This is a genomic window from Arthrobacter sp. K4-10C, assembly GCF_059090085.1.
On sequence record NZ_JBNHFI010000007.1, the window covers coordinates 185734 to 210575 of the forward strand.

At 61.0% G+C, this 24842-nt stretch carries 16 protein-coding genes; 9 read left to right on the forward strand and 7 right to left on the reverse strand.

Features of this window, described 5'->3' with window-relative positions:
* Positions 1-44: 44 nt before the first annotated feature.
* From AC5RUU_RS11695 to AC5RUU_RS11710, 4 genes are read right to left on the reverse strand one after another with little or no spacing between them, the layout of a single operon-like run.
* The gene (locus AC5RUU_RS11695) at positions 45-1493 is read right to left on the reverse strand and encodes an NAD-dependent epimerase/dehydratase family protein (protein ID WP_493975369.1); all 1449 of its coding nucleotides are present in this window, start codon (positions 1491-1493) and stop codon (positions 45-47) included.
* Positions 1490-3778, reverse strand: a complete 2289-nt coding sequence (locus AC5RUU_RS11700) for a glycoside hydrolase family 3 C-terminal domain-containing protein (protein WP_493975370.1) — start codon at positions 3776-3778, stop codon at positions 1490-1492. The genes AC5RUU_RS11695 and AC5RUU_RS11700 overlap by 4 nt, the downstream gene beginning before the upstream one ends.
* Entirely contained in the window at positions 3775-6291 is a 2517-nt protein-coding gene (locus AC5RUU_RS11705) for a glycoside hydrolase family 78 protein (protein WP_493975371.1), read from the reverse strand. The genes AC5RUU_RS11700 and AC5RUU_RS11705 overlap by 4 nt, the downstream gene beginning before the upstream one ends.
* 19 nt (positions 6292-6310) lie before the next feature.
* Positions 6311-7633 carry an MFS transporter gene (locus AC5RUU_RS11710; RefSeq protein WP_493975372.1) on the reverse strand — a complete coding sequence of 441 codons (1323 nt, stop codon included), beginning with the start codon at positions 7631-7633 and terminating at the stop codon, positions 6311-6313.
* A gap of 149 nt (positions 7634-7782) precedes the next feature.
* On the opposite strand from AC5RUU_RS11710, the gene AC5RUU_RS11715 reads away from it, so the two are divergent.
* Positions 7783-8799, forward strand: a complete 1017-nt coding sequence (locus AC5RUU_RS11715) for a LacI family DNA-binding transcriptional regulator (protein ID WP_493975472.1) — start codon at positions 7783-7785, stop codon at positions 8797-8799.
* A gap of 142 nt (positions 8800-8941) precedes the next feature.
* Here the strand turns inward: AC5RUU_RS11715 and AC5RUU_RS11720 are convergent, their stop codons facing one another.
* The 3 genes from AC5RUU_RS11720 to AC5RUU_RS11730 all read right to left on the reverse strand — a co-directional run bounded on the left by AC5RUU_RS11720 (position 8942) and on the right by AC5RUU_RS11730 (position 11911).
* Positions 8942-9148 (reverse strand): hypothetical protein, encoded by a 207-nt coding sequence (locus AC5RUU_RS11720; RefSeq protein ID WP_493975373.1) that lies wholly within the window; start codon positions 9146-9148, stop codon positions 8942-8944.
* Between the two features lie 168 nt (positions 9149-9316).
* A complete protein-coding gene (locus AC5RUU_RS11725; RefSeq protein ID WP_493975374.1) occupies positions 9317-10345 on the reverse strand; it encodes a Gfo/Idh/MocA family protein in 1029 nt (342 codons plus the stop codon).
* 306 nt (positions 10346-10651) lie between these two features.
* Positions 10652-11911 (reverse strand): glycoside hydrolase family 1 protein, encoded by a 1260-nt coding sequence (locus AC5RUU_RS11730; protein ID WP_493975375.1) that lies wholly within the window; start codon positions 11909-11911, stop codon positions 10652-10654.
* A gap of 142 nt (positions 11912-12053) precedes the next feature.
* Here AC5RUU_RS11730 and AC5RUU_RS11735 point away from each other — a divergent pair, with 142 nt between their 5' ends.
* From AC5RUU_RS11735 to AC5RUU_RS11770, 8 genes are all read left to right on the forward strand, one after another.
* Positions 12054-12629: a TetR/AcrR family transcriptional regulator gene (locus AC5RUU_RS11735; RefSeq protein WP_493975376.1), complete on the forward strand. Its 576-nt coding sequence runs from the start codon at positions 12054-12056 to the stop codon at positions 12627-12629.
* Positions 12630-12809: 180 nt separating this feature from the next.
* Positions 12810-14114: an MFS transporter gene (locus AC5RUU_RS11740; RefSeq protein ID WP_493975377.1), complete on the forward strand. Its 1305-nt coding sequence runs from the start codon at positions 12810-12812 to the stop codon at positions 14112-14114.
* Positions 14115-14217: 103 nt separating this feature from the next.
* Positions 14218-16887 carry a family 78 glycoside hydrolase catalytic domain gene (locus tag AC5RUU_RS11745; RefSeq protein WP_493975473.1) on the forward strand — a complete coding sequence of 890 codons (2670 nt, stop codon included), beginning with the start codon at positions 14218-14220 and terminating at the stop codon, positions 16885-16887.
* A gap of 2557 nt (positions 16888-19444) precedes the next feature.
* Positions 19445-20119: an SIS domain-containing protein gene (locus AC5RUU_RS11750; RefSeq protein WP_493975378.1), complete on the forward strand. Its 675-nt coding sequence runs from the start codon at positions 19445-19447 to the stop codon at positions 20117-20119.
* Positions 20120-20303: 184 nt separating this feature from the next.
* Positions 20304-21359, forward strand: coding sequence for an ABC transporter permease (locus AC5RUU_RS11755; RefSeq protein ID WP_493975379.1), 1056 nt, complete (start codon positions 20304-20306; stop codon positions 21357-21359).
* 29 nt (positions 21360-21388) lie between these two features.
* Positions 21389-22387, forward strand: coding sequence for a substrate-binding domain-containing protein (locus tag AC5RUU_RS11760; protein ID WP_493975380.1), 999 nt, complete (start codon positions 21389-21391; stop codon positions 22385-22387).
* A 44-nt stretch (positions 22388-22431) separates the two neighbouring features.
* Positions 22432-23991, forward strand: a complete 1560-nt coding sequence (locus AC5RUU_RS11765) for a sugar ABC transporter ATP-binding protein (RefSeq protein WP_493975381.1) — start codon at positions 22432-22434, stop codon at positions 23989-23991.
* Between the two features lie 144 nt (positions 23992-24135).
* Positions 24136-24795 (forward strand): transaldolase family protein, encoded by a 660-nt coding sequence (locus AC5RUU_RS11770; protein WP_493975382.1) that lies wholly within the window; start codon positions 24136-24138, stop codon positions 24793-24795.
* The last annotated feature ends 47 nt before the right edge of the window (positions 24796-24842 follow it).

Below are 24842 nucleotides of genomic sequence, written 5' to 3' on the forward strand. Positions count from 1 at the left end.
CCCGGTCATCGTGCGACCGGGGTGAAAGGCACCCCGAAGAGTTGTCAGGCTTGAATAGGAACTTTGGGTTCCAGCTGTGCCAGGAACCTGTTCGTTGTGGCCTGCCTGGGGTAATCGGCAGGGTTTTTGATGCATTCAGGGCACCAGTGGCCGGCAGTGAGGATCAGACGGGCGCTGCCTGGGAAGCAATGCCCTGCGGCACACTCCCATTCCAGCGGTGTAGCGATGTCTCCTGTGGTCATGGAGGTGGAGAGCAGACTGCCGCCGCGGAAGTCGGCTGCGTCCTTCATGTCCGCAAGTGTCCAGACCGCCGGGTCCTTTGCTTCGTCGTAGCCGTGGTCCAGGAATTGTGGTTCTTTGGTGGGCCGGGGCGGCCAGAAGGTGGACCAGTCGCCGATCGTTTCCCAGTCCTGTCTTGAGCCGAAGTAGGCATTGATCTTGGCGGTGTCGTTGGTTTCGATCCAGGACATCGTGCCGCGCGGTTTCTTGGTCAGCGGTTTCATCACTAGGTGCTTGATCAGCGGAGCAGGGATCTTTCCTGCGAGCCGAACACCGGCTGGCGCTGCAGCGATAGCCCTGTCCAGTGCTTCCTGGAACGTGTCCTGACGGAAGGGGACGAGGGATTCGAGCACGTCGGAGTCGGTGTACCAGAACCCGTGGAAGTTGCCGGTGGCAAACCAGTTCCGGTCGTACCATTTCCGGATATCTTTGACGCCCATAGCTGCACCCATGCTGGTTTGGAGGTCCCAGTTGGTCAGGCGCCATGATTCGCCACCGCCGATGTTGTAGATACCTCCCCAGAACTCCTCGGGGACACCGTCTTCGCAAATGTTGGCAAGCAGGCGCGAGGCGTCCTCCACCGAGACCCATTCCAGAACCCCTTCGAAAGGGGAGTGGGTCATGATGGGGTCCCTGATTTCCAGGAGGCCGGGATGGAAGATTCCGGTCTGGCGCAGTGAAACGAAGTTCTTGAGCCCGGAGTCGATTAGTTCCCGCTCCGCGATGACTTTGCTTTGCCCGTATTCGTCGTACTGGGATACGCGCAAGGGGTCACCAATGCGTCCCCAATGGTTGGGCGGGTTCCGGTCCCCGCTTTGGGCGACCGTGCCGATGGTGACAAGCCGGACGGCGTCGGGATCGGGCTGGCTTTGCACAGCCCTAATGACGTTTCTGGCCCCGCCGACGTTGACTTTATGGGTCAGCTCCGGGTGGTCATCAGCAAAAGGAGAGACGACGGCGCCTGTGTGCAGGACAAAGTCAGCTCCCGTGACGCAGGAGAGCACGGTGGGGTAGTCCGTGACGTCGCCATAGACGACGCTGAGGTTCTCCATGTCCTCGAATCTGCGGATAATCGCGGTGTCCTTCGGCGTGGGAAGGACAAGTGCGGTGACGTCGAACCGGTCGGCGCGCTGGGCGAACTCCCGCAGGATGTACTGTCCCCAGTTCCCGGTGGCACCGGTGAGGAAGATCTTCTTTTTCCATCCTTGCATCATCCGACCGGAGCCTCCCGGGTGGCGTGGATCAGCTGTTCCAGAGCTTCCTCGGGGATGCTGATGCCCGGGAACTTGACGAACTGGTTCATCGGCATGGAGTAGGCCATTTTCAGACCGTCCTGCATCCCTTCGGCAGCTGCGCGCTGTTCCTCGGTCAATGATGCCGTGATGCCTTCAATGAGCCGTGGACCGGCAACCGGGTGCGTGAACCATTCCTCGACAGTGGAGGTGAGGCTCAGCGGAGTGGGGCGGCCTGCGTCCCCGTTAAGGCTGATTGCACTTCGGGCCACGATGTCGCTGGCGCTGCGGCCCAGTTCGATGACGTACTCACCCGGTGTGACAGCCCAGCGGCTATCGGTGATGTCGTAGTAGGCGAAGGCGCGGCGCCCCAGGTCGAAGGTGAGCGTCCGGGACTCGCCCGGTTCGAGCGCAACTTTTTGGAAGGCCCGGAGTTCCCGCGCTGGTGTGCGGACGGGTCCTTGTGGTGCAGCCACATAGATCTGGACGACGTCGGCCCCGGCGCGGTCGCCTGAGTTGGTCACCGTCAACTGGAACTTTGCATGATCGGTGCCGACCGCGGAAACGCGGAGGTCAGAGTAGGCGAAGGTGGTGTAGCTGAGGCCGTGTCCGAACGGGTACCGGGCCGGGACGTCGACTGTTTCGTGGTACCGGTAACCGACCAGGACGCCTTCGCCGTAGCGGACATGTCCGGCCTCGCCCGGGAAGTTGATGAAGGATGCGGTGTCGTTGAGCCGGAAAGGGATGGTCTCAGCGAGCCGGCCCGAGGGGTTGGTGCGGCCGGTGAGGACGTCGGCGAGGGCACCGCCGCCGGCCTGGCCGAGCGCCCACCCCTCAAGGATCGCATCGACGTCATCGTGCCAGGGCTCGAGCGTCACCACTCCACCGTTGGACAGGACAACCACTGTGCGTTCACTGACTGCAGCGACGGCCTGAATGAGGGCTACATGGTCTGCAGGCAGGTCGAGGTTGGTGCGGTCGAATCCTTCGGATTCTTCTTTTTCCTCCAAGCCGACGAAGACGATACTGACCTCGGCGCGCCGGGCCAGATCCGTGGCTTCTTCCAGCAGGAGAGCGGAGGTTTCCGTGCTGTTGTCACCGTAACCGGGTGCGTAGTGCACGTTGCCCTCGCCGAGGGCGGCACGGAGCTCTGCAAGGGGGATGTCCACGTGGGTGGGATTGACGTGGGAGCTTCCTCCGCCCTGATACCGGGGCTTTTCGGCGAACTCGCCCAGGACTGCCACGGTGGTGCCGGGCTGGAGGGGGAGTGTGCTGTTTTCATTGCGCAGCAGGACGATGGAGCCTGCGGCCGCACGGCGGGCCAAGGCGTGATGGGCCTCGGTGTCGAACGCCGCAGAGCCACCGTCTTCAAGTGCCGTGAGCTGCTGCAGCTGCGCTATCCTGGCGGCGCTGTCGTCAAGGAAGGCAGGGTCGAGGTCGCCGTCCTTGACCGCGGCAATGATTTCGGCGGTGGTGGCGCCGTCGGTGCCGGGCATCTCCAGGTCCAGCCCTGCCTTGAGGGCGGCGATGCGGTTACTGACCGCGCCCCAGTCGGAGACAACGGCCCCGGTGAAACCCCACTCTTTGCGCAGGACATCGGTGAGCAGCCAGGTGTTTTCCGAGGCGTAGATGCCGTTGATGCGGTTATAGGAGCACATCACCGTGGTCGGGCTGCTGTCCTTGACCACCCGTTCGAAGGCCGGGAAGTAGATTTCGCGCAAGGTTCGCTCGTCCACGTCCGAGCTGACGCGCATGCGGTCGGTCTCCTGGTTGTTAGCGGCAAAGTGTTTGACGGACGTTCCAACGCCCTGGCTTTGGACGCCGCGGACCCAGGCAGCCCCGAGCACGCCGCTGACGAGCGGGTCTTCCGAGAAGTATTCGAAGTTCCGTCCACACAACGGTGAACGCTTGATGTTGATGGCCGGACCGAGGAGGACGTTCACGCTCAGGGAACGGGCTTCGCGGCCCAGCGCCTGGCCGATTTCTTCGGCAAGGTCCGGGTCCCAGCTGGAGCCCAGTGCCGTGCCGGGAGGAAAGCACGTGGCGGGCAGGCTGCCGTTGAGTCCCAGATGGTCGGATTCGCCGTCCTGGCGGCGGACGCCGTGGGGTCCGTCGGTCAGCACCATCGAGGGTACTCCGGCCACCGGGGCAGTGGACCAGAAGTCCCGGCCGGACAGGAGCGTGGCCTTTTCATCCAGGTTGAGGTCAGCGACGGCATCCCGGACGCCTTGACCGGTGTTCTCGGCATTCGTGGCAGGGGTGGTCATGCGGGTACCTCGTTCTTTGCTGTCAGGACGTTTTCGATGGCCTCGGTCAATCCTGCGGGACTCATGGGAATCATGCCGAGCATGTCCCTGATGCTGATGTTTTTCGCCTCCGGGTTGTCCGCGTCCAGCGGGACTCCGGGGAAGAAGGAGGAGAAGGTCTCAGTGAAGCTTTCCCACAGTTCCTTGTCCTGGGCAAGGACGCCAAAGGTGGTGTCCAGGGTGTATTCCGGGGTCTCGTTGTGTCCTGCGGGAAGCTCATAGGTCCAGCTGTGGCTTCCGGGTCCTGCCTCCACTTCCTGGTTTTCCGGGTGCAGCGGAAGGACGACCTCAGCCGTTGTACCTTCCGGGACTGTGACGTCGAGGGTCACGGATCCTTCCACTATCTGCCAGGACACGGCGGCTTCACCAAAGGGGGTGCGGTGCCGTGCCGAGGCGCTGGTGAGGTCCCCGCCGGGTTTGGGGGCGATGGTGATGCGCTTGTAGCCAGGTTCGGCAGGTGCCAGGCCAGCGACGGTGCGATGCATCCAGTCCGCGACCGCGCCCAACGCGTAGTGATTGAAGGAGGTCATGCCGCCTGGGTTGATGGTGCCGTCGGGGCGCATGGAATCCCAGCGTTCCCAGATGGTGGTGGCGTCCATGGTTACCGGGTAGAGGAAGGACGGGCATTCGGTGTTCAGCAGGAGCTTGTAGGCGTCGTCGAGGTGCCCTGTTTGCGTGAGTGCGTCGCACAGGACGGGGGTGCCGACGAATCCGGTAGAGATGGTGTGCTTGGCCTTGGCCACCAGCTTGGCAAGAATATTGCCGGCGCGTTCCTTCTGGGCCGCGTTGAGGATGTCGAAAGTGATTGCCTGGGCATAGGCGGTGGCGGAGTTGTTTGCAAGACGTCCTGCCGGTGTGACGTACTCGTCCAGGAACGCCTGCTTGACCTTCGCCGCGAGCCGGGAGAACCGGGTCTGATCGTTGCTGTTACCGAGGACGGCCGCAGTCTGTGCCATAACGTCGGTGACGCGGCAGAAGTATGCGGCTGCCACGAGGTGTGACTCGGTTTTGCCGCCGGACGGATTTTCCGGCGGCGCATCCGGGTCGAGCCAATCGCCGAACTGGAAACCCGAGTCCCACAGTCCGTCCGGGTTCAGCAGCCCTTCGACCTGGTCAGTGAATTCCGCCATGGACGTGTAAGCGTCGGCGAGGATCTGCCGATCTCCGTAGGCCTGGTAGAGGGTCCAGGGCAGCAGGACCGCGACGTCGGACCACACGGCGGTGGTCATCGGGGCGGCGTGGGTCTGGAAGTCCGGGACGACCATGGGAACGTATCCCTTGTGCTTTTGTTCCAATGTCAGATCTCGCAGCCAGGACCCGAGAACGCCCCGGACGTCAAACAGGTAGGCAGCGGTCGGGCCGAAGACGTTGATGTCACCGGTCCAGCCCAGACGCTCGTCCCGCTGGGGGCAATCGGTGGGAAGGCTGACGAAGTTGCCCTTCATCGACCACACGGTGTTGCTGTGCAGCTGGTTCAGCAGGGGGTTTGAGGTCTCGAACCATCCCGTGCGTGCCATGTCGGTGTGAATGACTACGGCCGTGAGCTTGTCCTTTGTGAGTTCTCCGGGGTAGCCCTCAATTTCGGCGTAGCGGAACCCGTGGAAGGTAAAGCGGGGTTCCCAGGTCTCCGGCCCGCCGCCGCGCAGGGTGTATTCATCTGTTGCCTTTGCCGTACGCAGGGGCCGGACGCCCAGCTCGCCGTCGTCAAGGACTTCGGCGTGGCGGAGGGTGACGGTGGTGCCTGCTTCACCTTCGACATTCAGCCGGATCCAGCCGACCAGGTTCTGGCCGAAATCCGCGATGGTCTTGCCCGCGGGGGTGGTAATGAAGCGTTGCACCGCGATTTCCTCGATGCGGCGAACGGGTTCTTTAGTGGGGGCTTCGAGGGTCTTTAGGTCCCAGTCAATGACTTCCACAGGCGCCCAGGCGGAGGCGTCGAACCCAGGAGTTGACCAGCCGTGCTGTTCCTGCCGCGCGTCGTAGTGTTCGCCGTCGTAAATGCTGTCGAAGAGGACCGGGCCGGGAGCTGTGCGGAACTCCTCATCAGTGCCGATGATCTCGGTACGGTCCCCATAGTCGAGTTCGAGTTGCAGGAACAGCCCGGGCCGGTCAGCGAAGATGTTTCGGCTTGGCCCTGCGCCTTCCCAGCCGAGCCGGCCCCTTGCCCATCCTTCCCCAACCATCGCACCCACTGTGTTGTCACCGTCGGTGATCAGCGCGGTGACGTCGTGGGTGCTGTAGTTCAGCCGGTGGCGGTAGGTGGTCCAGCCCGGGGCAAGGACTTCATCACCCACACGCTGTCCGTTGAGGTAGGCCTCAACGAGGCCAAGGGCCGTCACATGCAGCGTCGCCCGCATGACACCGGTAGTGGTGAAGTCGCGCCGGAAAAGGGGTGCCGGTTCGGGCTGGCTTGCCGTGTCAGCGACGGCCGTCGGGGCGATAAACCTGGCGGTCCAAGGAAGGGAGGGATTCATTAGGAGTCTTTCTGCGGTTCTAGCGGACGGACTTGATGCGGAGGACAACCAGCCCGCCGAGCAGGGTGAAGCCTGCTGCTACCAGGTAGAGCAGGGTGTAGTTCTTCTCGGCACCAATTGCACCGATGGTGAGGAAAAGGGGAGCGATCAGGGGTGCAGCTGCCTGGGGGATTGAGGTCGCGAACCCGGTGATTCCCAGGAAGCGCCCGGCGTTGGTCTTCTTCTCCGGCAATACGTCCAGGAGAAGGGCCTGATCCACGGCGGAGAAACTGCCAATGCCAACGGAGGTCAGGACTGATCCGATGATGATAACCGGCATGTCATGGGCGAAGGCCATGACTACGATGCCGGCCGCGAAGATCAACGCAGCTGCGAGCACGATCGGCTTCCTGCGACGGATCCTGTCCGAGAGGAACCCGCCGCCAATCGCTCCCAGAGTGGTTGCGAGCACGCCGATGCCAGCGACTGATGCGATGACGCCCGCGACGTCCTGGAGCGAGACGCCCAGCCGGGAGGCCAGGAAGAATGCGGTGAAGGTGGTGTTCAGTGTCAGGCCGAAGTAGAACAGGAAGCGGCCCAGCCAGTTCCAGCTGAAGTCCGGGTACTGCTTGGGGTTGTAAAGGTACTTCGAGGCGATCAACCGGACGCTGAGCTTGTCCTCGAAAACGAGGCCCTTGCTGGATTTCTCGCCCGAAAAGAGGACAAACAGGGCACAGAAAAGCACTCCGGCGATGCCTGGAACGACGAACAACAGCAGGTTGTTCGTCATCAGCGACCCTGCGGAGACGACGCCGATGACCGGTCCGATCTGGGTGGCAAATCCAACCAGTCCGGAGACTTTGCCGCGCTGTGATTCGGGCAGGCGGTCAGCCTGTGATGCGTTCAGGCCCATGAGTACGGTGCCCCAGCCCAACTGCGCCAGGATCCAGCCCAGCGCGAGGAGGACAATACTGTCGGCCGAAGCCATCAGTACGAGTGAGAGTACGCCGAGGGCAGTGCCGCCGATGATAAACGGGCTGCGCCGGCCCAACCGCGTGCGGGTCCTGTCGCTCATGGTCCCCAGGAAAGGGGAGGGGAGCATGACGACCAGTGAACCGGCGCCAAGGATGTATCCCAGGTTTTGTTCCTGGCCCGGGGTGATTTGGCTGACCTTGACAGAGAGGGAGATAGCCATGGGGGTGATGAAGGCGATGAAGACGCCCAGCTGCGCGAGCACCATCAGCCAGATGTATTTGGGCGACACCTTGGGCAGGTCAGTGTCCTGCGCGGGAACATCGTGAATAACTTCTTCGTCAGCGTGGCCCAGCACGCCGGTTACCGGCGAACCGGTGGAAGGTGACACGGGGGGTGTCTCAGGAGAGTTCATGGGGACTCCATTGTCGAAAGCTTTGTGGGGCTAGTCACTAGTACGTGCTAGCGCGTGTAGGTAAGATGCTAGCAAGGCCAATGACGGCATGGCAAGAGGTATTTGTAACGATTCAAGGAGCGGGTATGCCAGCAATAACTGGGCGCAGGGTGACGGCAGCGGACGTAGCCCGGGAAGCTGGCGTTTCTCCAGCCACGGTGGGATTTGTCCTGAACCGGACAAAGGGGCAGACGATTTCAGATGAAACGCGGAATCGGGTACTGGCGGCCTCCGAGCGCCTTAACTATCGGCCGCACCAAGCAGCGCGGGCGCTGCGGAGCGGACGAAATAAGATTGTCCTGCTGGTTCTTCCCGATTGGCCGCTGGAGCACAGTCTACGGACCAACTTGGAGGCGCTGACCCACGCCCTGGCAGAACACGGATACGCTCTGATCACGTATACCCCGATTCCTGACAGCGCGGCGACCCCGCTGTGGGCGATCCTGGATCCTGCCGTTGTCATCGGCTACGAACCGTTTTCTGCTGAAGAGCTGGCGGATATGAAGTCACTGGGTATCAGGAACATCATTCCTTCCCCTGATAGGGGAGCAGCTCCGGCGTCTCCCGATTTTTCTTCTGGCCCCCAGCTTCAGGCCGAATATCTTTTACGTCTTGGTCACGAGAAGTTGGGGTTCGCGTGCCCTTCCGACCCCAGGCTGAAGGAGTTTGTCCAGGACCGCCTCCAGCTCGTGAACAAGGTCTGCACGGAAGCCGGGCTGCCCCTTGCCTTGGTTCGGCAAGTCGACTATCAGGACAATTCCGGATCTTCTGCCGCTGCTGCGTGGCGGGAGTCAGGAGTAACAGCCGTGGTTGCCTACAACGATGAGACGGCTGCGGACGTCATCGCCGGGGCTGTCCGCAACGGGATGCGTGTTCCGGAAGACCTGTCCGTGGTCGGACACGACAACTCGCCGCTGGCTGTTCGCTTCCTGCCGTCAATCTCTAGCGTCTCGATCGACAATGAGCAGCTCGGCATATATACGGCAGGCATCGCACTGCACTACGCCGAAGGACATCCGCTACCTGAGGCACCGGCGGGAATGGCGTTGATTGTCCCTAGGGAATCGGTCGCTTCCCTGGCGCCGTCCCTGGGCCCGAGGTAGCAGACAGATCCCTCGCCTGAGAAGTTGCGGCTGTCCTTTTGACTTAGTCCAGGGACCTGCACTGCGGACTTTCGCTTCAACCTTTGACCGCTCCGGCGACGTTGTGGCCTGACGGGCGAAGCGACGAAACGGGACGACGGTTTCAGCTGGTGAGTTCTCGCGTGAGACCGAAGGGAACAGCATCGGATAATGAGGCCGTGTAATGGCGCGGCGAATGACGTGTGACAAGGATTCCGCGCGTGCGCGAGAGCATTGCCAGTTGCTGAAGGCGCAGGACGGCGTCCTCGAGCCGGTCGTCCAGTTCAGGACGGCTGTTGACTATGACTTCAATGTCCGTTTTGGTCAGCATGACCAACCCTTCCTTTGTTTGGTGCATCCGAGGTTTCATTCCACAACGGGTGCCGTTCTTCGTGCCAGGTTGAGCGGATTTCCTCCCGCCCGATAACGTCGTAGTCCTCCTTCTATGGGCCTCCGCAAGGATGGACAGTGTCGGGCGCTCGGATGTCAGGTCGCACTTCTATCGTCCAGAGCTCAAAACACTCTGAGTGCCAGCTGGTGGAGATTTGATTTGCGCCGCTATAGCGTCGAGCGTGCGGAACACCCCTTCGGTAGCGGCACGACTGTGAACGGTGTGCTGAATCTCCCCAGTACGGATCGCCTGTCCCACTGCCCGGATCATGGGAACATAGCCGTTGCCTTCCAGCTGTCTGCCCACCTGGCTGGGAACAAAAATGGACTCCGGGGAACGGGCGGAGTAGACCGAAAACGCTGTTGTTACCCAGAACGGAGCGGGAATTTGAACCCAACCGTCCGAGCCACTAATAGAGGCGGACGGATCGTCGAAGCCCGTTATCGAGCTTGAGCATTGAGCGAACCGACCATCTGCATAATCGAGTGTGAAGTGCTCCCCGAGATCCAGCCCGTCATCCCTTATCCGCCCCCTGGCGCAGACCCCTGCAGGTTCGCCAAGAACGCTGTGGGCGAGTGTGACCGGGTAAATGGCTTGGTCCAGAAGGGCGCCGCCGCTGCGGGCGAGATCCCACTTACTGCTGCCGTCATCTGGGAAGGGAAATCCGAATCCGGCTCGGAGGCTGGTGGCGCGTCCAATCTTTTCGGTGAGCGTTTCCATCAGCAGGCGGTACGTAGGATTGAATTTCATCCACATCGCTTCCATGAGAAATACGCCGTTTTCTTCGGCAAGGGCGAAGAGTTCCGCAACCTCATGCGCGTTAGTTGCCAGCGGTTTCTCGACAAGGACGTGTTTGCCGGCAAGTACCGCGCGTCGGGTTAGCTCATGATGGGTTGCGATCGGGGTGGCGAGGTAGATGACGTCAATGGATGTGTCTTGCAGCAATCGCGCATAGTCATCAAAGTGCTGTGCGATGCCGTGCTCAGCCGCAAAGCTTTTAGCCTTCGTGGTGTCTCGGCTCCAAACCGCGACGATTTGGCTGCCCTCACAGAGTTGGATATCCGGCACAACGGTGTGAGAGATTTGCCCCGTTCCGACGATGGCCCATCGCAAAGGCCGATCTACTATGTTGCTCACTTCTGTTCTCTCCTAGTGGTTGATGAAGGCACAAATGTTCAGGTTCGGCCCGGCCTAGACTTTTGTCCGCGAAGCTGGGCGGCTGCCCGGAACGGCATGCTTGATTTGTGTTCATACGTTCACAGAACCTCAAGGCCGTTAGTCCCGGAGTGCGACGGTTTGGACATCGAAGCGGTCTTTCCGGGCGGCGAACTCAGGCTAGGAATATGAGAACCCCTGGATTGCCGGTGACACCGGTAAGGAGCACTGTCTTACGAACTACAGGTTCCGCAAGTTGTCCCATTTTCCTAGACCTGGCCCGGAGCCTTAGAGAGCAGCGCCGTTGGTGGCTGCGATGTTGCCCAGCCAGCCCAGACTCGGCTTGGGTATGCGCTCGAATGTCTCACGGTCAACAGAAATCAGGCCAAAGGTCATTGCGAAGCCCGAGTTCCATTCCCAGTTGTCCAGGAGGGTCCAGTGCATGTAGCCGAGCACGCGGGCGCCGTCATCCATGGCCTCCCGAAGTCCTTGGAGGGCGGCCCGGGTGTAGTCGATCCGAAGTTCGTCCTTATCCGTTGCCATGCCGTTTTCGGTGACAAGCACCGGAACACCGGTGAACCCGGCGGCCCTGCGCACTGTGTTGCCCAGGGCCTGCGGGTAGTATTCCCAACCCGTCTGGAAGGTGCGATCGCTGGGTTCTGCCTCGATTTTGCCTTCAGGGCCGTATACCTCGCGTGTGTAGGTCTGAATACCGACAAAGTCGTCCTCCTTCGACACTTCCCAGAATGATTCGATCGCGGTGGCGTAGACCTCCACCGCTTTTTCTTCGCCGCCATCTACTGACTGCACATCATGGGTGGCAATCGTCCACCCGACCTGCGCGTCGGGTTGAATCTCTTTGATAGCTGCCCTGGCCTGACGATGGGCGCGGCGGACATTCTCTATGCCAGTGGGAGTGATGATTGGCAATGCCATAGAAGCGATCCCAGCCTCCCCGCCGACTCGCTGGGCGAATGCCTGTCCCATGTCGGCACGGGCACGGCTGAGTTCGGAAGAGTCATCCAGAGCGCCCAACGGTAGTGAACCGGTGGCAAGAAGCAGCGCTCCTGCGTTGGGTTCGTTGAACGTCACCCACCAGCTGACCTCGCTGGCAAGGTGCTCGACCACGCGGCGGCTGTACCGTTCAAAAAGCTCGGCGGCGTCGGGCTTGTTCCATGCTCCGCCCCTCGCAAACCACGCGGGCACCGTGAAGTGGTTCAGAGTTACAACGGGCGTGATCCCCCGAGAAGTACAGGCATTGGCAACCCGACGGTAATAATCGAGTTCAGCGCGGGAGAAGAATCCCTGCTCTGGTTCAACGCGGGACCACTCGATGCTGAACCGGTAGGAGTTTAGGCCCGACTCCGCCAGAAGGGCTATGTCCTCCTCGTAACGGTGGTAGCTGTCGCACGCATCCCCGGAAGGCTCAGAGAAGGGGGCGTTGGCGACATGCTCCATTGCCCAGATGTCGCTCAAGACATTGTTGCCCTCAATCTGGTGGCCGGCGGTGGCGGCTCCCCAGAGGAAGCTGTTAGGAAAAGTAGGCATCGTTGACTCCTAAAAAATGTGGACCAGCCCTTGTCCGGCTGGCTTCCAGCAAGACTAGCACTATTGAACACGTGTCTCATAGAGGCATTTCGGGCTAATCTATGAAGAGAAAACTTTTGTGACAAAGGCCAAGGAGGTCATCGTGGAGAACAGCGATCCGCGGTACGTGCGGTCACGGGAAAGCCTCCGCCGTGCGCTCGTGGAACTCGCCCATGAGGAACCGTCCAGAATCAATGTCCGCGCCATCTGTGAGCGCAGCGGTGTTGAAAGGGCGACTTTCTACCGCCACTTCAACGAGCTGGATGATCTGATCGCGGACACGTTGGCCGATCTTGCAGAACGTGGCGCCGCTGAATGGAAAGCGGTCTCTCGCGGAACTGGCGACCAGTACGAGGCTTCGGAAGGCATTCTTCGCGAATACTTTCACCACATTCAAGACAACTGGCTGCTCTACCGGTGGGCGCTTGGACCAAACGGCAGTGCTAAGACGATCCACGCCGTCCTCAAGCGGACCATTTCAAGCGTCGAACTTGAACTTCAAGCCCTGATCCCAGCCCAGGATCCGCTCGAAAGGGAGCTGCGCGGCGCGTATGCCGGCGGCGGCCTCCTGGGCATCTGCCTCTTGTGGTTGACGTCGGAAACGCCGCGCATGTCCCCTGAGATGCTGGCCGCGTGGGTCACCACCATGGCGCCAAACCTGACGCCCTTCCGAGACTAAGTCCTTCCAAACCTCCCCTAACTGCGGCAGGCAGAAGCGTCTGCACACCCTGTCACGCTCCAACCAGGGCTGTCTAAACCCGCCCCTTGGAACTATGAGACATGTGTTATATAGTCTGCCTGAGTGATGACCGCCACATAGTTGCGTCGGTCGTTTGAATCGGTTCAAGGAGGAACTCTGATGTCAGATCCAATTAATCTCGCGGTAGATGCCGCGGAAGGCTACCCCCACGAGGCCGCCCCGCAGGCACCGCAAGTTCTTAGTAAGAGGTTTGTCTTCGCCCTTGTACTCCTGTACGTGGGCACGTACTTGGCCGCTGTGGGCATGGCCATTGTCGCTTGGCCGTTGACGATCGCCCGGCTTGTTCCGGACGAGAAGGTGCTGTGGTTGAGCATCGTGACGGGCATTTACGCCCTAGTAAATGTGCTTGTTACGCCTCTTGCTGGAACCATGAGCGATCGGTGCACCTCGCGGCTTGGCATGCGGCGCCCCTTTATTCTTGCCGGTGTCGCTCTCGGGGCTGCCGGCCTTGCAGTCATGGCCTTCAGCGACGGGGTAGGACAGCTTCTGGTCGGTGTTGTGTTGATGGGACTCGGGAACGCCACGGTAACCGGGGCCTCCGGTGCACTGATACCGGACCAGGTTCCCGAACGGCACCGCGGGCGGATGCAGGGCCTGATGATGGTCTGCATAGTTTCCTCGGGCCTGTTGGCTTCAATCTTCCTTCCCATGCTCATCGGTAACCAGATCGCCCTCTTCGGGGTTCCCGCCGTTGTAATGGTGATCGCAGCCCTGCTGGTGAGCGCTGTACTGAATGACCGTCACCTGTCTGAAGCCGAACGCGCGCGGATGGAGAAACCGAAAAACTTCTTCGCTGAGTTCAAAATTAAGCCCCGGGAGATCCCGGACTATTCCTGGGCCTGGGTGGGCAAGTTTGTTGTCGTCCTCGCTACCGTGCTGACGTCCACGTACGGGGTGTACATCCTGACTGACCAGTTGAAGGTCTCACCCGAGGAGCTGCCGGGCGTCATCACTCTGACGGGCCTAGTCGGCCTGGCCACGGCAATCGTTGGAGCTGTGGGCGGATCGTGGATCAGCGACAAGCTTCAAAAACGCAAGTCCCTTGTTCTGTTCACGACCCTGCTTATGGCCGCCGGCGCCGTGGTAGTTGCGTTCTCGCCGAGTGTCCCCGTCTACCTGGTCGGGCTGGTCCTGCTGGGCTTGGGTTCAGGAGCGTACTCTCCCATCGACGGAGCATTGTTCATCGATGTGCTTCCCGGCGGCGGCAAGGAAAGTGGCAAGTACATGTCGCTCATGACGGTCGCGGACCAGATACCCCGGTCTTTCGGACCGATGCTGGGCAGTGCTCTCATTGCCCTGGGCGCCTTGACGTCACTTGGCGGATACCAGGTTATGTACCTCGTGGCAGCGGTTATCGGCATCGTGGGCGGATTCACGGTCCGCAAGATCAAGGGCAGCATGTAGGGCTGGCCCAGACACAGTTATGGCCGCCTGCTCATTACTCACAACCACCAAGAATTAGGAAAAACGTTCCATGTCACAACTCGGGTCGCCAAGCAACGTCTCCATGCCAAGGGGCCTTCAGGTCGAAACGGGAGGCACGTTCCTTCCGATTTCATCGCCTGCCCCGGAACTCTCTTGGATGCTTCCGTCGGGAATGGCCCGGCAGGAGGGGTTTGATCTTGAGGCGCGCATCGGCGAAGAGGTGCTGTCCTATCACGAAGACACTGACAAACACCGTTTCATCCCCTGGCCATGGCGGGAACTGCGGAGCACCGAGTCGGTGGATTGGCGCGTCCGCCTTTATGGCCAGGGAAGTCCCACGCCGTGGTCGGAATGGTCCCGGTTCGAGGCGGGCCTGTTCGAAGAGGACTGGACCGCGCAGTGGATCTCTTCACCGAAGGGCAGCGAACTCCCGCTTGGCACCCGTCCGGCCTATGCACTCTCCAAAGAGTTCATTGTGAACTCACCAGTCACCCGCGCCCGGCTGTATGCAACAGCGCTGGGCGTCTACGAGGTCTTTATCAATGGCCAGCGTGCCGGGCATGAGGAACTCGCTCCCGGAACAGAGTCGTACGACAAGACGCTCTACGCCCAGGCATACGACGTCGCCGTGATGCTGCGGCCAGGCCCCAACACCATCGAACTCTTGGTTTCGGATGGTTGGTACCGGGGCCGCAGCGGCGCCTTTCGGCATCAAGCGGCGTGGGGTACTGACACCGCAATCCGAGCAGAGCTCCATATTCTGGCCGAGCAACGACCCGCTGTCGCAGTGGCCACCGATTTGTCGTGGCGTGTGAGTGATTCGAACATCGTTCAGGCGGACCTGATGGACGGGCAGATCACGGACCTTAACCATGTCCCCCGGAGCATCGGCGCCCCGGTCCCTGGTCCGATGAACATCCCTGCGGTCAGCTGGTCACCGGCTCCTCCGGTCCGGGTGGTTCAGGAACTGCAACCAACCGGGATCAAGCGGCTCTCTGATGACGCAGTGGTCGTCGATTTCGGCCAAAATGCCTCCGGCCGGGTCCGTTTGTCCTCGCTCGGTCCCCGTGGGAGCCGCACCCTGTTGGATTTCGCTGAACATATCGACACCCATGGCGACATTACCCTCGCACACCTGGACACGCCCAGCGCCCAGGGCGGACCGAGCGTGCCCTTTATCCAGCACGACGAAGTCGTGTCCGACGGCGATCCGGCCTCGACCTTCGAGCCGCGACATACCGTGCACGGATTCCGCTACGTAAAACTGCAGCGGCCAGGGCTTGTGCTCAATCCGTCAGACATCACCATGCAGGTAGTGCACTCCGACTTACAAAAGGTCGGCAGCTTCGCCTGCAGCGACCCCGACCTGGTGACGCTTTACGATGTCGCGGACTGGAGCTTCCGCGGGAACGCTGTGGACATTCCAACGGATTGCCCTACACGGGAACGCTCTGGGTGGACCGGTGACTGGCAGATCTTCCTGCCGACCGCCATGCGTCTTTATGACGTCGATGGATTTTCCCGGAAGTGGCTGCAGGCAGTGCGCGACGACCAGCTAGACGACGGCCGGATCGCGAACATGTCGCCCGATAACGCCCGCCTCCGTGTGATCCCTGACCTGATGTCCGACATGGCGACAGGTTCAGCCGGCTGGGGTGATGCGATCGTCCTGGTGCCTTGGGAGCTCTACAGAACTTACGGCGACAGTCGCGTGCTCGAAGAATCCTGGGACGCGATGAAACGCTGGATAGATTTCGCGTTGAAATCCGCGGCAACCAAACGCCACCCCTCAAGGGTTGTGCGCTCCGAAGAGCCGCTCACGCACGAAAAATACCTGTGGGACGGCACCTTTCATTTTGGCGAGTGGTTGGAGCCGACGCCATTGAACGAGGACGGCACACCCGGACCCACGATGCCGGACCCCATGGCCTGGGCGATGGCTGACAAGGGTGAGGTCGGCACCGCCTACCTATACCGCTCACTGGACACGATGGCCAAGATCGCAGACGAACTTGATCGACTCAAGGAAGCCGCTATTTACGCGGAGACGGCGGAAAAGGTCCGTGATGCCTGGCGGAAGGAATTCCTGGATGAGGAAGGCCGCACAACCGCCGGAACGCAAGCCAGTTATGTCCGCGGCCTTGCATTCGACCTCGTTCCAGCCAACCTCCGCGACGCTGCTGCCGGACATCTCGTCGAACTCATCCAGGAAGCGGGCAACCACCTGGGTACCGGCTTTCTCTCCACAGCAGATCTGCTCCCCGTACTGGCCGACAATGGCTACGCCGACGTCGCCCACAACCTGCTGCTGCAGCGCACCACCCCCTCCTGGCTAGGTATGATCGACCGCGGCGCGACAACCATCTGGGAAGAATGGGAAGGTATCGACCGCAACGGAAACGCCGTGGCCTCCCTGAACCACTACAGCAAGGGAGCCGTCATCAGATACCTGCAAACTCACACTCTGGGCCTGCGTCAGACCCACGACTCGGTAGCATGGGAATCGTTCATCGTGGCGCCGGTGGCGCCGGTGCACCTCAGCTGGGCACGTGGTCACTTTGACGGCCCTCAGGGGCGAATCGACGTTGAGTGGAGCGAGGACGGTCAAGACGCACTCTTGAACGTCTCCGTCCCTGCCGGCTCCACAGCCGTCCTGCGCTGGGGAGGCCAGGAGGTCACGGCAACCCCTGGCAGCCACGAGCTCCGGGCCCCAATCGCTGCGATCAAGAAGGCGCCGGCAAACGCCGGCTAACGGGCCTCAAGCAAGCGCACAAGAGGTACACCCCCGGATCCTTGAACTGTCAGGATGCACACTTCCCTTAGGCAGTCCTCAGGACGAGCGTGTTCAACCAACTTCCGAACCCACCAGTGCCAGTAGGCCCACCGCACCGCCAGGCCTCCCCGCATCCACGCGGTTGGGCGGAGGCCTGACCGCTGGCTCCTATTGCACTGGCTGGGCAATCCCAACTCAAAACCGAAGTGGGCACGCCGTTCCTTAGCCCGCAGCCCTGCGAAGGGCTCCCTCCAAATTGGAGTGCGGGGAGCTGACTTGCTCACCGCCGCAACGGCCGGGGAACGGCGCTGCAGAAGCTTTTCTACATTTCGTGGCTAAGGCACTCAGTTCGCCCACTATGCCCTCCTGCGCGACTTCGCCTTCGACATGCGCCGCGCTGCTCACACTCTAAAAGATCATCGAGGACACGACCTGGATGCCCTCTCAAACCACGACAGGAGTCCAAATGGCCAAAGAATCCACCACTGACGCATGCAATGAGCAGGAGCAGACAACATGAAAGCGACGCCAGCGGGGGAGGGAACGGGCGGGATCAAGATGGTGGAGGACAGCGTTGCGGGGCGCCACGGGGCCATCCCGGTACGTCGATACCTCCCCGCAACCCCGACGCCGGACGGGGAGCCCGTCGTGTGGCTGCACGGGGGAGCCTTCTCTCATGGCGATCTGCACCAGCTCGAGTCGCATGCACCTGCACTCAGGATCGCGGCCGCTGGACGCCCCGTTGTCGCCGTTGACTACCGCCGGGTGCCACCCTGGAGCTGGCTGCGCAAACCAAAACCCGGAATACTGGGCGGCATCCGTTTTCCCGTGCCTGTCGACGATGGATCGACGCGTTCGAGCATATCCGCGCCGAGACACCGGACGGCCGGGTCACGCTCGGTGGTGCCAGTGCGGGGGCCTGCCTGGCAGCAGCGGCCTCACTCCGCCTGCATCGAGAGGTGGCAAGACACCCGCTCGGCTCGTCTTGGCCTACGGCACTTTCCACGCCGCTCTTCCAAACGTCTCACGTGAACTTCGCTCAAGGATCCGTGGACGGCACGGCATCGTGCAGTTCCGACCGCAAACTGTGGACAGAATGAACCGCAACTTCGCCGGCCCCCTCCAAGCAATGAGCAACCCGTTCGCCTTCCCGGGCGGCCACGATCTGGCCGATGCCCACCACTCTGCTTGTGGACGCGGACCGCGGTTCCCTCCGCGCATCGGGCGCAGCATTCGCTCAAGACCTAGCTCGCGCCGGAGTCCCGTCGACTACGAAGTAATTGCCAACGCCAGCCATGGATTCCTAGACCGACCCGGAACAGCGCACTTCAATGCCGGAATGACCGCCATTCTTCGGTGGTTGTCCATTCATCCCGAAACCAAATGACAAAATCACGCACCTAGCCGAAAAGAAGCCTCCCGATGAAAGGTCACAACCCTATCGAGCAGGTAGACACAGAGCCGGGCGACGCCGGCCTCTTGGGTCACTATTCTCGGCCGCGTGTGTAGGGGCTCCGTCGCTGGCTCCGCAGTACGTCACCTTTAGCCGAACCGTTCTTGTTGCCCATAAGCACCGGCGTAGGCATTTCAAGCGCTCGGTCCGGTATCTGGTGCTGTTGTGTTCCTCCAGGACAGCATCATCGAAGGTGGCATATGGGCCGAATGGATTCCTGACGCTCTTGCTTCCAACCGCTATTGGTGCGGAAGACGATCTCCTCGTCCACGTGCACTCGGCCTCGGACCGGCTCTGTGCCGTCTTCGTGTTGATGGGCACTAATGATCTTGGTGTGGGAAGACCGCGTTGAGGACGTAGTCGCCCAGGCAAAGCGCCCTGTTGAAAGCGATCATTGAGCGATCAGGGAATGACCCGTTTTTGTGCAGAGCGTAATTCCGCGGCCGGCCGCGTTCGCAGCGGACAGCTCCGAGATGCGAAGGGAATACCACCAGCTCAAAGCGGCATCCTACGGCACAATTTGTGGACCTGGTCGGCACACAGCTCTCCTGATGGGGTCCTCCGCAAGGACTTTAATGGATGGAGTCCACCTCAACGCCGCTGGATACCCGGCAATGGGTTGAAATACTGCGCCCCTTGACGCGAAGGTAACTTCTGCATTGGAACTACGGCACCCGCAACGTTAATGAGCCCCGCGCAGACTACGGGAGGTGTTAGCTGATGAACTCCAAGGCGGCATCCACGAGTGTCGTCAGTAATGGCTGTCGCCTCGGATTTCGCTCCCTGTCCCCCGCCAATTTCATAGGCCGATAACAGCGATCTCGTCAAGCTATAGGCCGCGCCGGGGGAGAAGGGCCCTTCTGGCGTTCTAAAGGGACATCCTACGCCTCGTATTTCTTCGACAGTCCCGTCACGCTGCGAGCCCCTGGTGGCCTCCTGCCATGTTGAGCAGTAAATCCCATAGGGATGACTAGCCACGTCCGGCCTTAGGAGAAATCCGCTCATTTGAGCACCCCACTTTTACAATCTGAGCGTTTGGACCATACTTTTAGGAAAGCTCATATTGAGAGGTGGAACACACAGATGAGCACTCCTGAAATGAGCGGCATGACCGCCGTGATCGACGCAGCGCGTTCCTTTGTTTCCGACGAAGAAGCAGCGGTACGGGACATCGTCGATCAAATTGACGAGACTTTCGTCCACGTCGCGTCGCTGATTTTGAACTGCCCCGGAATGGTGGTCCTCACCGGAGCCGGAACGAGCGGATTCATCGCCGCCCGGAGCGCTCATCTTCTGTCAGTTACAGGCACTCCCGCTTACTTCCTCAACCCAACCAACGGCCTGCATGGGTCGATGGGCTCGCTGAGGCGGAACGATGTCATGATCGCTCTGTCCAAGGGCGGATCCTCAGGCGAGGTCAACGAGCTGGCCCTGAGGGCCTCGGCTGAAGGCGTAAAAGTTGTTGCTTTGACCTGCAACGCAGAATCACCTCTTGCGGCCGCCGCCGACATCGCAGTCACCTTCCGTACGTTCCCCTCTGCTGACCCGGGAAGCCTAATTGCCATGGGCAGCACCTTGGCACACAGTGCATGGCTTGATGCCTTGGCGGTCGTTCTTATGCGTGCCAGACAGTACCCCTGGGAGAAGGTCCACTACACCCATCCCGGCGGTGCGGTGGGGCAGATGTCGGCGCTTCCCGAAGCCGTGGCTCCCCTGGACATCCCTGTTATGCCGCTCACCGAGAAGTTGAGGAACTGACCGCATTCAAGGCCTTCCCCGGCACCGATTGCCCTTAGGCAGCTCTGCTCAGGGACTCGCCTTTCTGCTGCTCAGCCAGATCACCGGCTCCGAGCCCCGCACGGTGATCCCGCTACGAACCCAAAAACCTGCTGCGCCTTTTGCGCCTATCGCTTCACCCAATCTTCAGAACAGAGAGGTTCCCATGAACAAGCGACGCATCCCAGAAGAACTCGGGATACTCGGCGTCCTCATAGCTGTGGTCGTCGTGCTCAGCCTTCTGTCCCCGACATTCCGCACTTTTGATAATGCTCTGGTGCTCCTGGTGAACGGCACAGTTATTGCCTTCCTCGCGCTTGGGCAGACCTTCGTCCTGTTGACCGGCGGAATTGACCTTTCTACGGGCGCCAACGTGGCCATGACAGGTGTGCTCACAGCACTACTGATGCAATCTGGGCTCTCATGGCCGGTTGCTGCGCTTCTCGGCCTCGCGGTCGGAACAACACTCGGAGTCGTAAATGGCCTCCTCGTTCATTACCTGAAAATCCCTGCCTTCATCGCGACGTTCTCAACGCAGGGCGTCGCCCTGGCAATTCCGCTCATCGCTACCGGAGCCAATTCCGTCTCCGTGGTCGACGTCGGATTTTCGTGGATCGGACAGGGCAGAATCGCCGGCATTCCGCTTCCCGTCGTCCTGCTGATCATCACCGCGGTCGTGGCAGGTTGCTACCTTCGACTGACTCGCCCCGGTGTACACATCTATGCCATGGGCGGAAACAAGGCCGCAGCCCGCCTGGCGGGGGTAAATATCCCCCGCACCACCATTCTCGTGTACGCCGTAAGTGGTTTCTGCGCAGGGATGGGCGGCATCATTGCCACGTCACGTCTGATGGTCGGTTTCCCCGCGACGGGTACCGGCAACGAGCTCTTCTACTCGATCGCCGCGGCGGTCGTTGGAGGGATCTCCCTTTTTGGCGGAGTGGGCACTGTCCTGGGCGCGATGATCGGTGCCGTTCTCATCGCCGTTGTCAGCAACGGAATGAATGTCCTCAACGTCCAAAGCTACTGGCAGTCCCTGGTCATCGGCCTGATCATCCTGGCGGGCGTCTCCTTCGACACCTACCGACGGGGCCGGGCACGCAAACCGTCCCAGTCACAGGGCACCAAAGGCACGCCAACAACCAGCGGGCCACGCCCCGCCTCCGGTCCTTCGGGCCCAACCATTTCCTCTACTTCGAACGCACCCCTCGCAAAACCCTGATATTCCCTCCATCTCGAAAGGTAAGACCGATGACTATCAAGTTCACTCCCCTTGCAGCAGTCGCACTGCTGGCGCTGAGCCTGACAAGCTGCTCGAACACAGCCACGGAAACGAGTCCTGGCGGCTCCGGAACGCCGGCGGCGCTGCCGGCATCATGTACCGGTGAAAAGCCGACCATCGGCGTCGCGCTGCCCAACACCGTCAACCCTTACTACGTGTCCATGAAGAAGAGCTTCGAAGACCATGGCAAGGAACTTGGCTACGACGTCAAAGTAGCCATCGCGAACGACAACGACTCCAACCAATTGGCCCAGATCGATTCCTTCGTCCAGCAGGGCGTCTGCGCGGTAGCGCTCAACGCCGTCAACTCCGGCCCCGGCGCAGCCAGTGTTGCGAAACTGAATGCCGCAAAGATTCCCGTGTTCACCGTCAACGTGATCATCTCGGACCAGGACCTGAAAACCCAGAACGCCTCCTACGTCCAGTACGTCGGTGCAGACCAGGTAGCCGGCGGAAAGCAGATGGGTGAGCAGGCACTCAAAGACCTCGGCAAGGACGCCACAATCGTCGCGGGGATCATCGGCAACCCCGACCAGATCCCCACCAACCAGCGCGATGAAGGCTTCACCACGGCGCTCAAAGCCAATCCGAATGCCAAAGTCACCAACACGGTCAACGGAAAAATCGACCCAAGCGTCAGCCTTCAGGTCACCGGCGACCTCCTGCAGGGCAACCCTGACCTGAACGTCATCTTCGCCGATGCCGGCCCTCACGCAGTCGGCGCCCTGCAGGCGATCTCCCAGCAGAACAAGACGGACAAGGTAAAGGTCTACGCGTTCTGCGCAGCCGACACCCCGCTCAAGGACAACTACGCAGCCTGCGCCGCTCAGGAACCGGCCGAATACGCCAAGATCACACTCGACAACATGAAGGCCTTCCTTGGCGGAGAAAAAGTTGAGAAGGAAGTTCTGCAGCCTCTGAAGGTCTTCGTCAACGGCCAGACCCCAGGCCCCGGCGAAGTCGGCTAAGACACCTGATCCCGGGCGAACACGAAAAAGAAAGAAGAACAACCATGTCTGATGCGTCAGGACTTGTTGTCACCGACATCTCCAAGACCTACGGCGCCACGCGGGCGCTGAGCAACGTCAGCCTGCGTGTCCGCCCGGGCGAAGTTGTGGCTCTCATCGGCCACAACGGAGCCGGAAAATCCACCCTGCTCCGTTCGCTGTCCGGGGCTGAAGTCCCGGACAGCGGAACCATCAGTGTTGACGGAGATGCCTCCGGCTTCACCTCGCCCAAGGATGCAACGGATAGCGGCATCGCCTGCGTCTACCAGGAACTGAGCCTGATTGATCAGTTGAGCGTTGCAGAGAATGTGTTTCTGGGCCAGGAACGGAAATCCGGCGCCCTCCTGAACCGCAAAGAGATGCAGCGCATCGCCGATGACCTGTGCCGCGAGTACGGTATCCCTGCAAGGGCAACCGACACCGTGGGCGACCTTTCGGTGGCGCAGCGCCAACTGTTGGAAGTGGCCCGCGCCATCCACCACGAGGCCAAATATTTGCTCTTGGACGAGCCCACAACGGCGTTGGAAGAACAGCAGGTGCACGATCTCCTGGCCATCATCCGGCGCCTGACCCAGGAAAAGGGGGTTGGTGTCCTGCTGGTCGACCACAAACTCGACGAGGTTTTCGCCGTAGCCAACCGGATCGTCGGACTCTCCAACGGCCGAATCGTTTTGGACGGCGACGCCAAGGACGTCGACAGGCAGACTGTCGTCGACGCCATCATCGGCGACCATGAGATAGCCGTCGAGGATCTGGTCGGGGACGGGACCCATCCGGAGGACCTTAAGGAAGTAGACGAAGAGGATCTCCGGGAAACCTTCGGCGCTCCTGTGCTCGAAGCGGTCGCCGTCGGCGGCAATGGACTCTCCGGGGTAAACCTCAAAGTCCATGAAGGCGAAATCCTCGGCATCTATGGGCTGATAGGCTCCGGCCGGTCCAGGTTCCTGCGCACGGTGTATGGCGCAGAGCCCCTGACAGAGGGCGAATTGTTCTTCGGTGGGCAGAAGTACAATCCCCGGCGCCCGGGAGATGCCATCAAGGCCGGCGTGGCCTTTGTCTCGGAAGAACGGAAATCAGACGGGTTCATTCCGCAGTTGTCCTCCGTCGACAACGCTGTGCTTCCCATCCTGGGACGCCACATGCGGGCCGGGTTGCTGAACTGGAAGAAATTGCGCGGCAGCGCCGATGACGTGCTGTCGCAGATGTCGATCCGCGGTGACATTTCCTCGCCTATCACCGCACTCTCAGGCGGCAACCAACAGAAAGCCTTGTTCGCCAGGGCGATGTTGCAGGCGCCGCGCCTGCTGTTGCTCGATGAGCCCACCAAAGGCGTCGATATTGGAGCAAAGCAGGAGATCTACAGCATCATTCGCCGTCTCGCACGTGAAAAGAACGTCGCGGTCATCGTCGTTTCCAGCGAAGAAGAGGAGCTGACAAGCCTGGCCAACACCGTCTGTGTCTTCCGCAAGGGAAGCTGCGACGGCACTGTGTTCGCGAAAGAGGCGGTAAGCCCTGCACAGCTGCGCGAGCTTGCCTGGGATGACCCAGCAGAACTGCGGGCGTAAGCGCCGGTTCTGGCAGGACCGGCTGTTGGGGGCGGAAGCCGGTGGCGTGAATCCTCACGAAGCCCTTCTCCCCCAAGAGCCTGTCCGGTCCCGGGCAAAGCCGGGGGCATCCCAGCCGCCACCAATGAACGAAGGCCCCCGTACATGACGAACGCCCCAATTCGCTTCTACGCCGACAGTGCCGACACAGACGCCGTTGCTCCTCTCCTGGACGAATTCCTCGTCCACGGGGTCACAACCAACCCCACGATCCTCAGGGCATCCAATCGCACGGTGGATGACATCCAAGAACTCCACGCCCGATGGACTGACGCCGGGGCCAGGGAGGTCTTTTTCCAGACATGGGGAACCACCACAGCACAGTTGCTCTCGAATGCGCACCGCATTTTGGACCTGGGCGGGAACATCGTGGTCAAAGTTCCGGCAACCCCAACAGCGTTTCCCGTTGCAGCCCGTTTGGCCCGGAACGGGGCGCCGGTCCTCATCACCGCCGTTTACAGTGCAGCCCAGGCCGTCGCCGCGGCGGCTATTGGCGCCCGTTACATAGCTCCCTATCTGGGCAGGCTTCAGGACGCCGGCAGTGACGGGCTCTCCCTCATCGGGCAGATGCACACGCTCACGGCCGGCACTGAAACACAGGTTCTCGCAGCAAGCCTGCGCTCAAGGGCAGCCATTGTTGGACTGGCCGAACGAGGCATCCGCCTGTTCACCGCCTCCCCCAAGGTGCTCTGGAGCATGGTCCAAGATGATGAATCCGACCGGTCTGCTGCACAATTTGAGGCTGCCGCTTCCGGTTCTCCATGAGACCGCACGTGCAAGAAACTAACACCTCTCCTGTGTGCTGCCAGTTG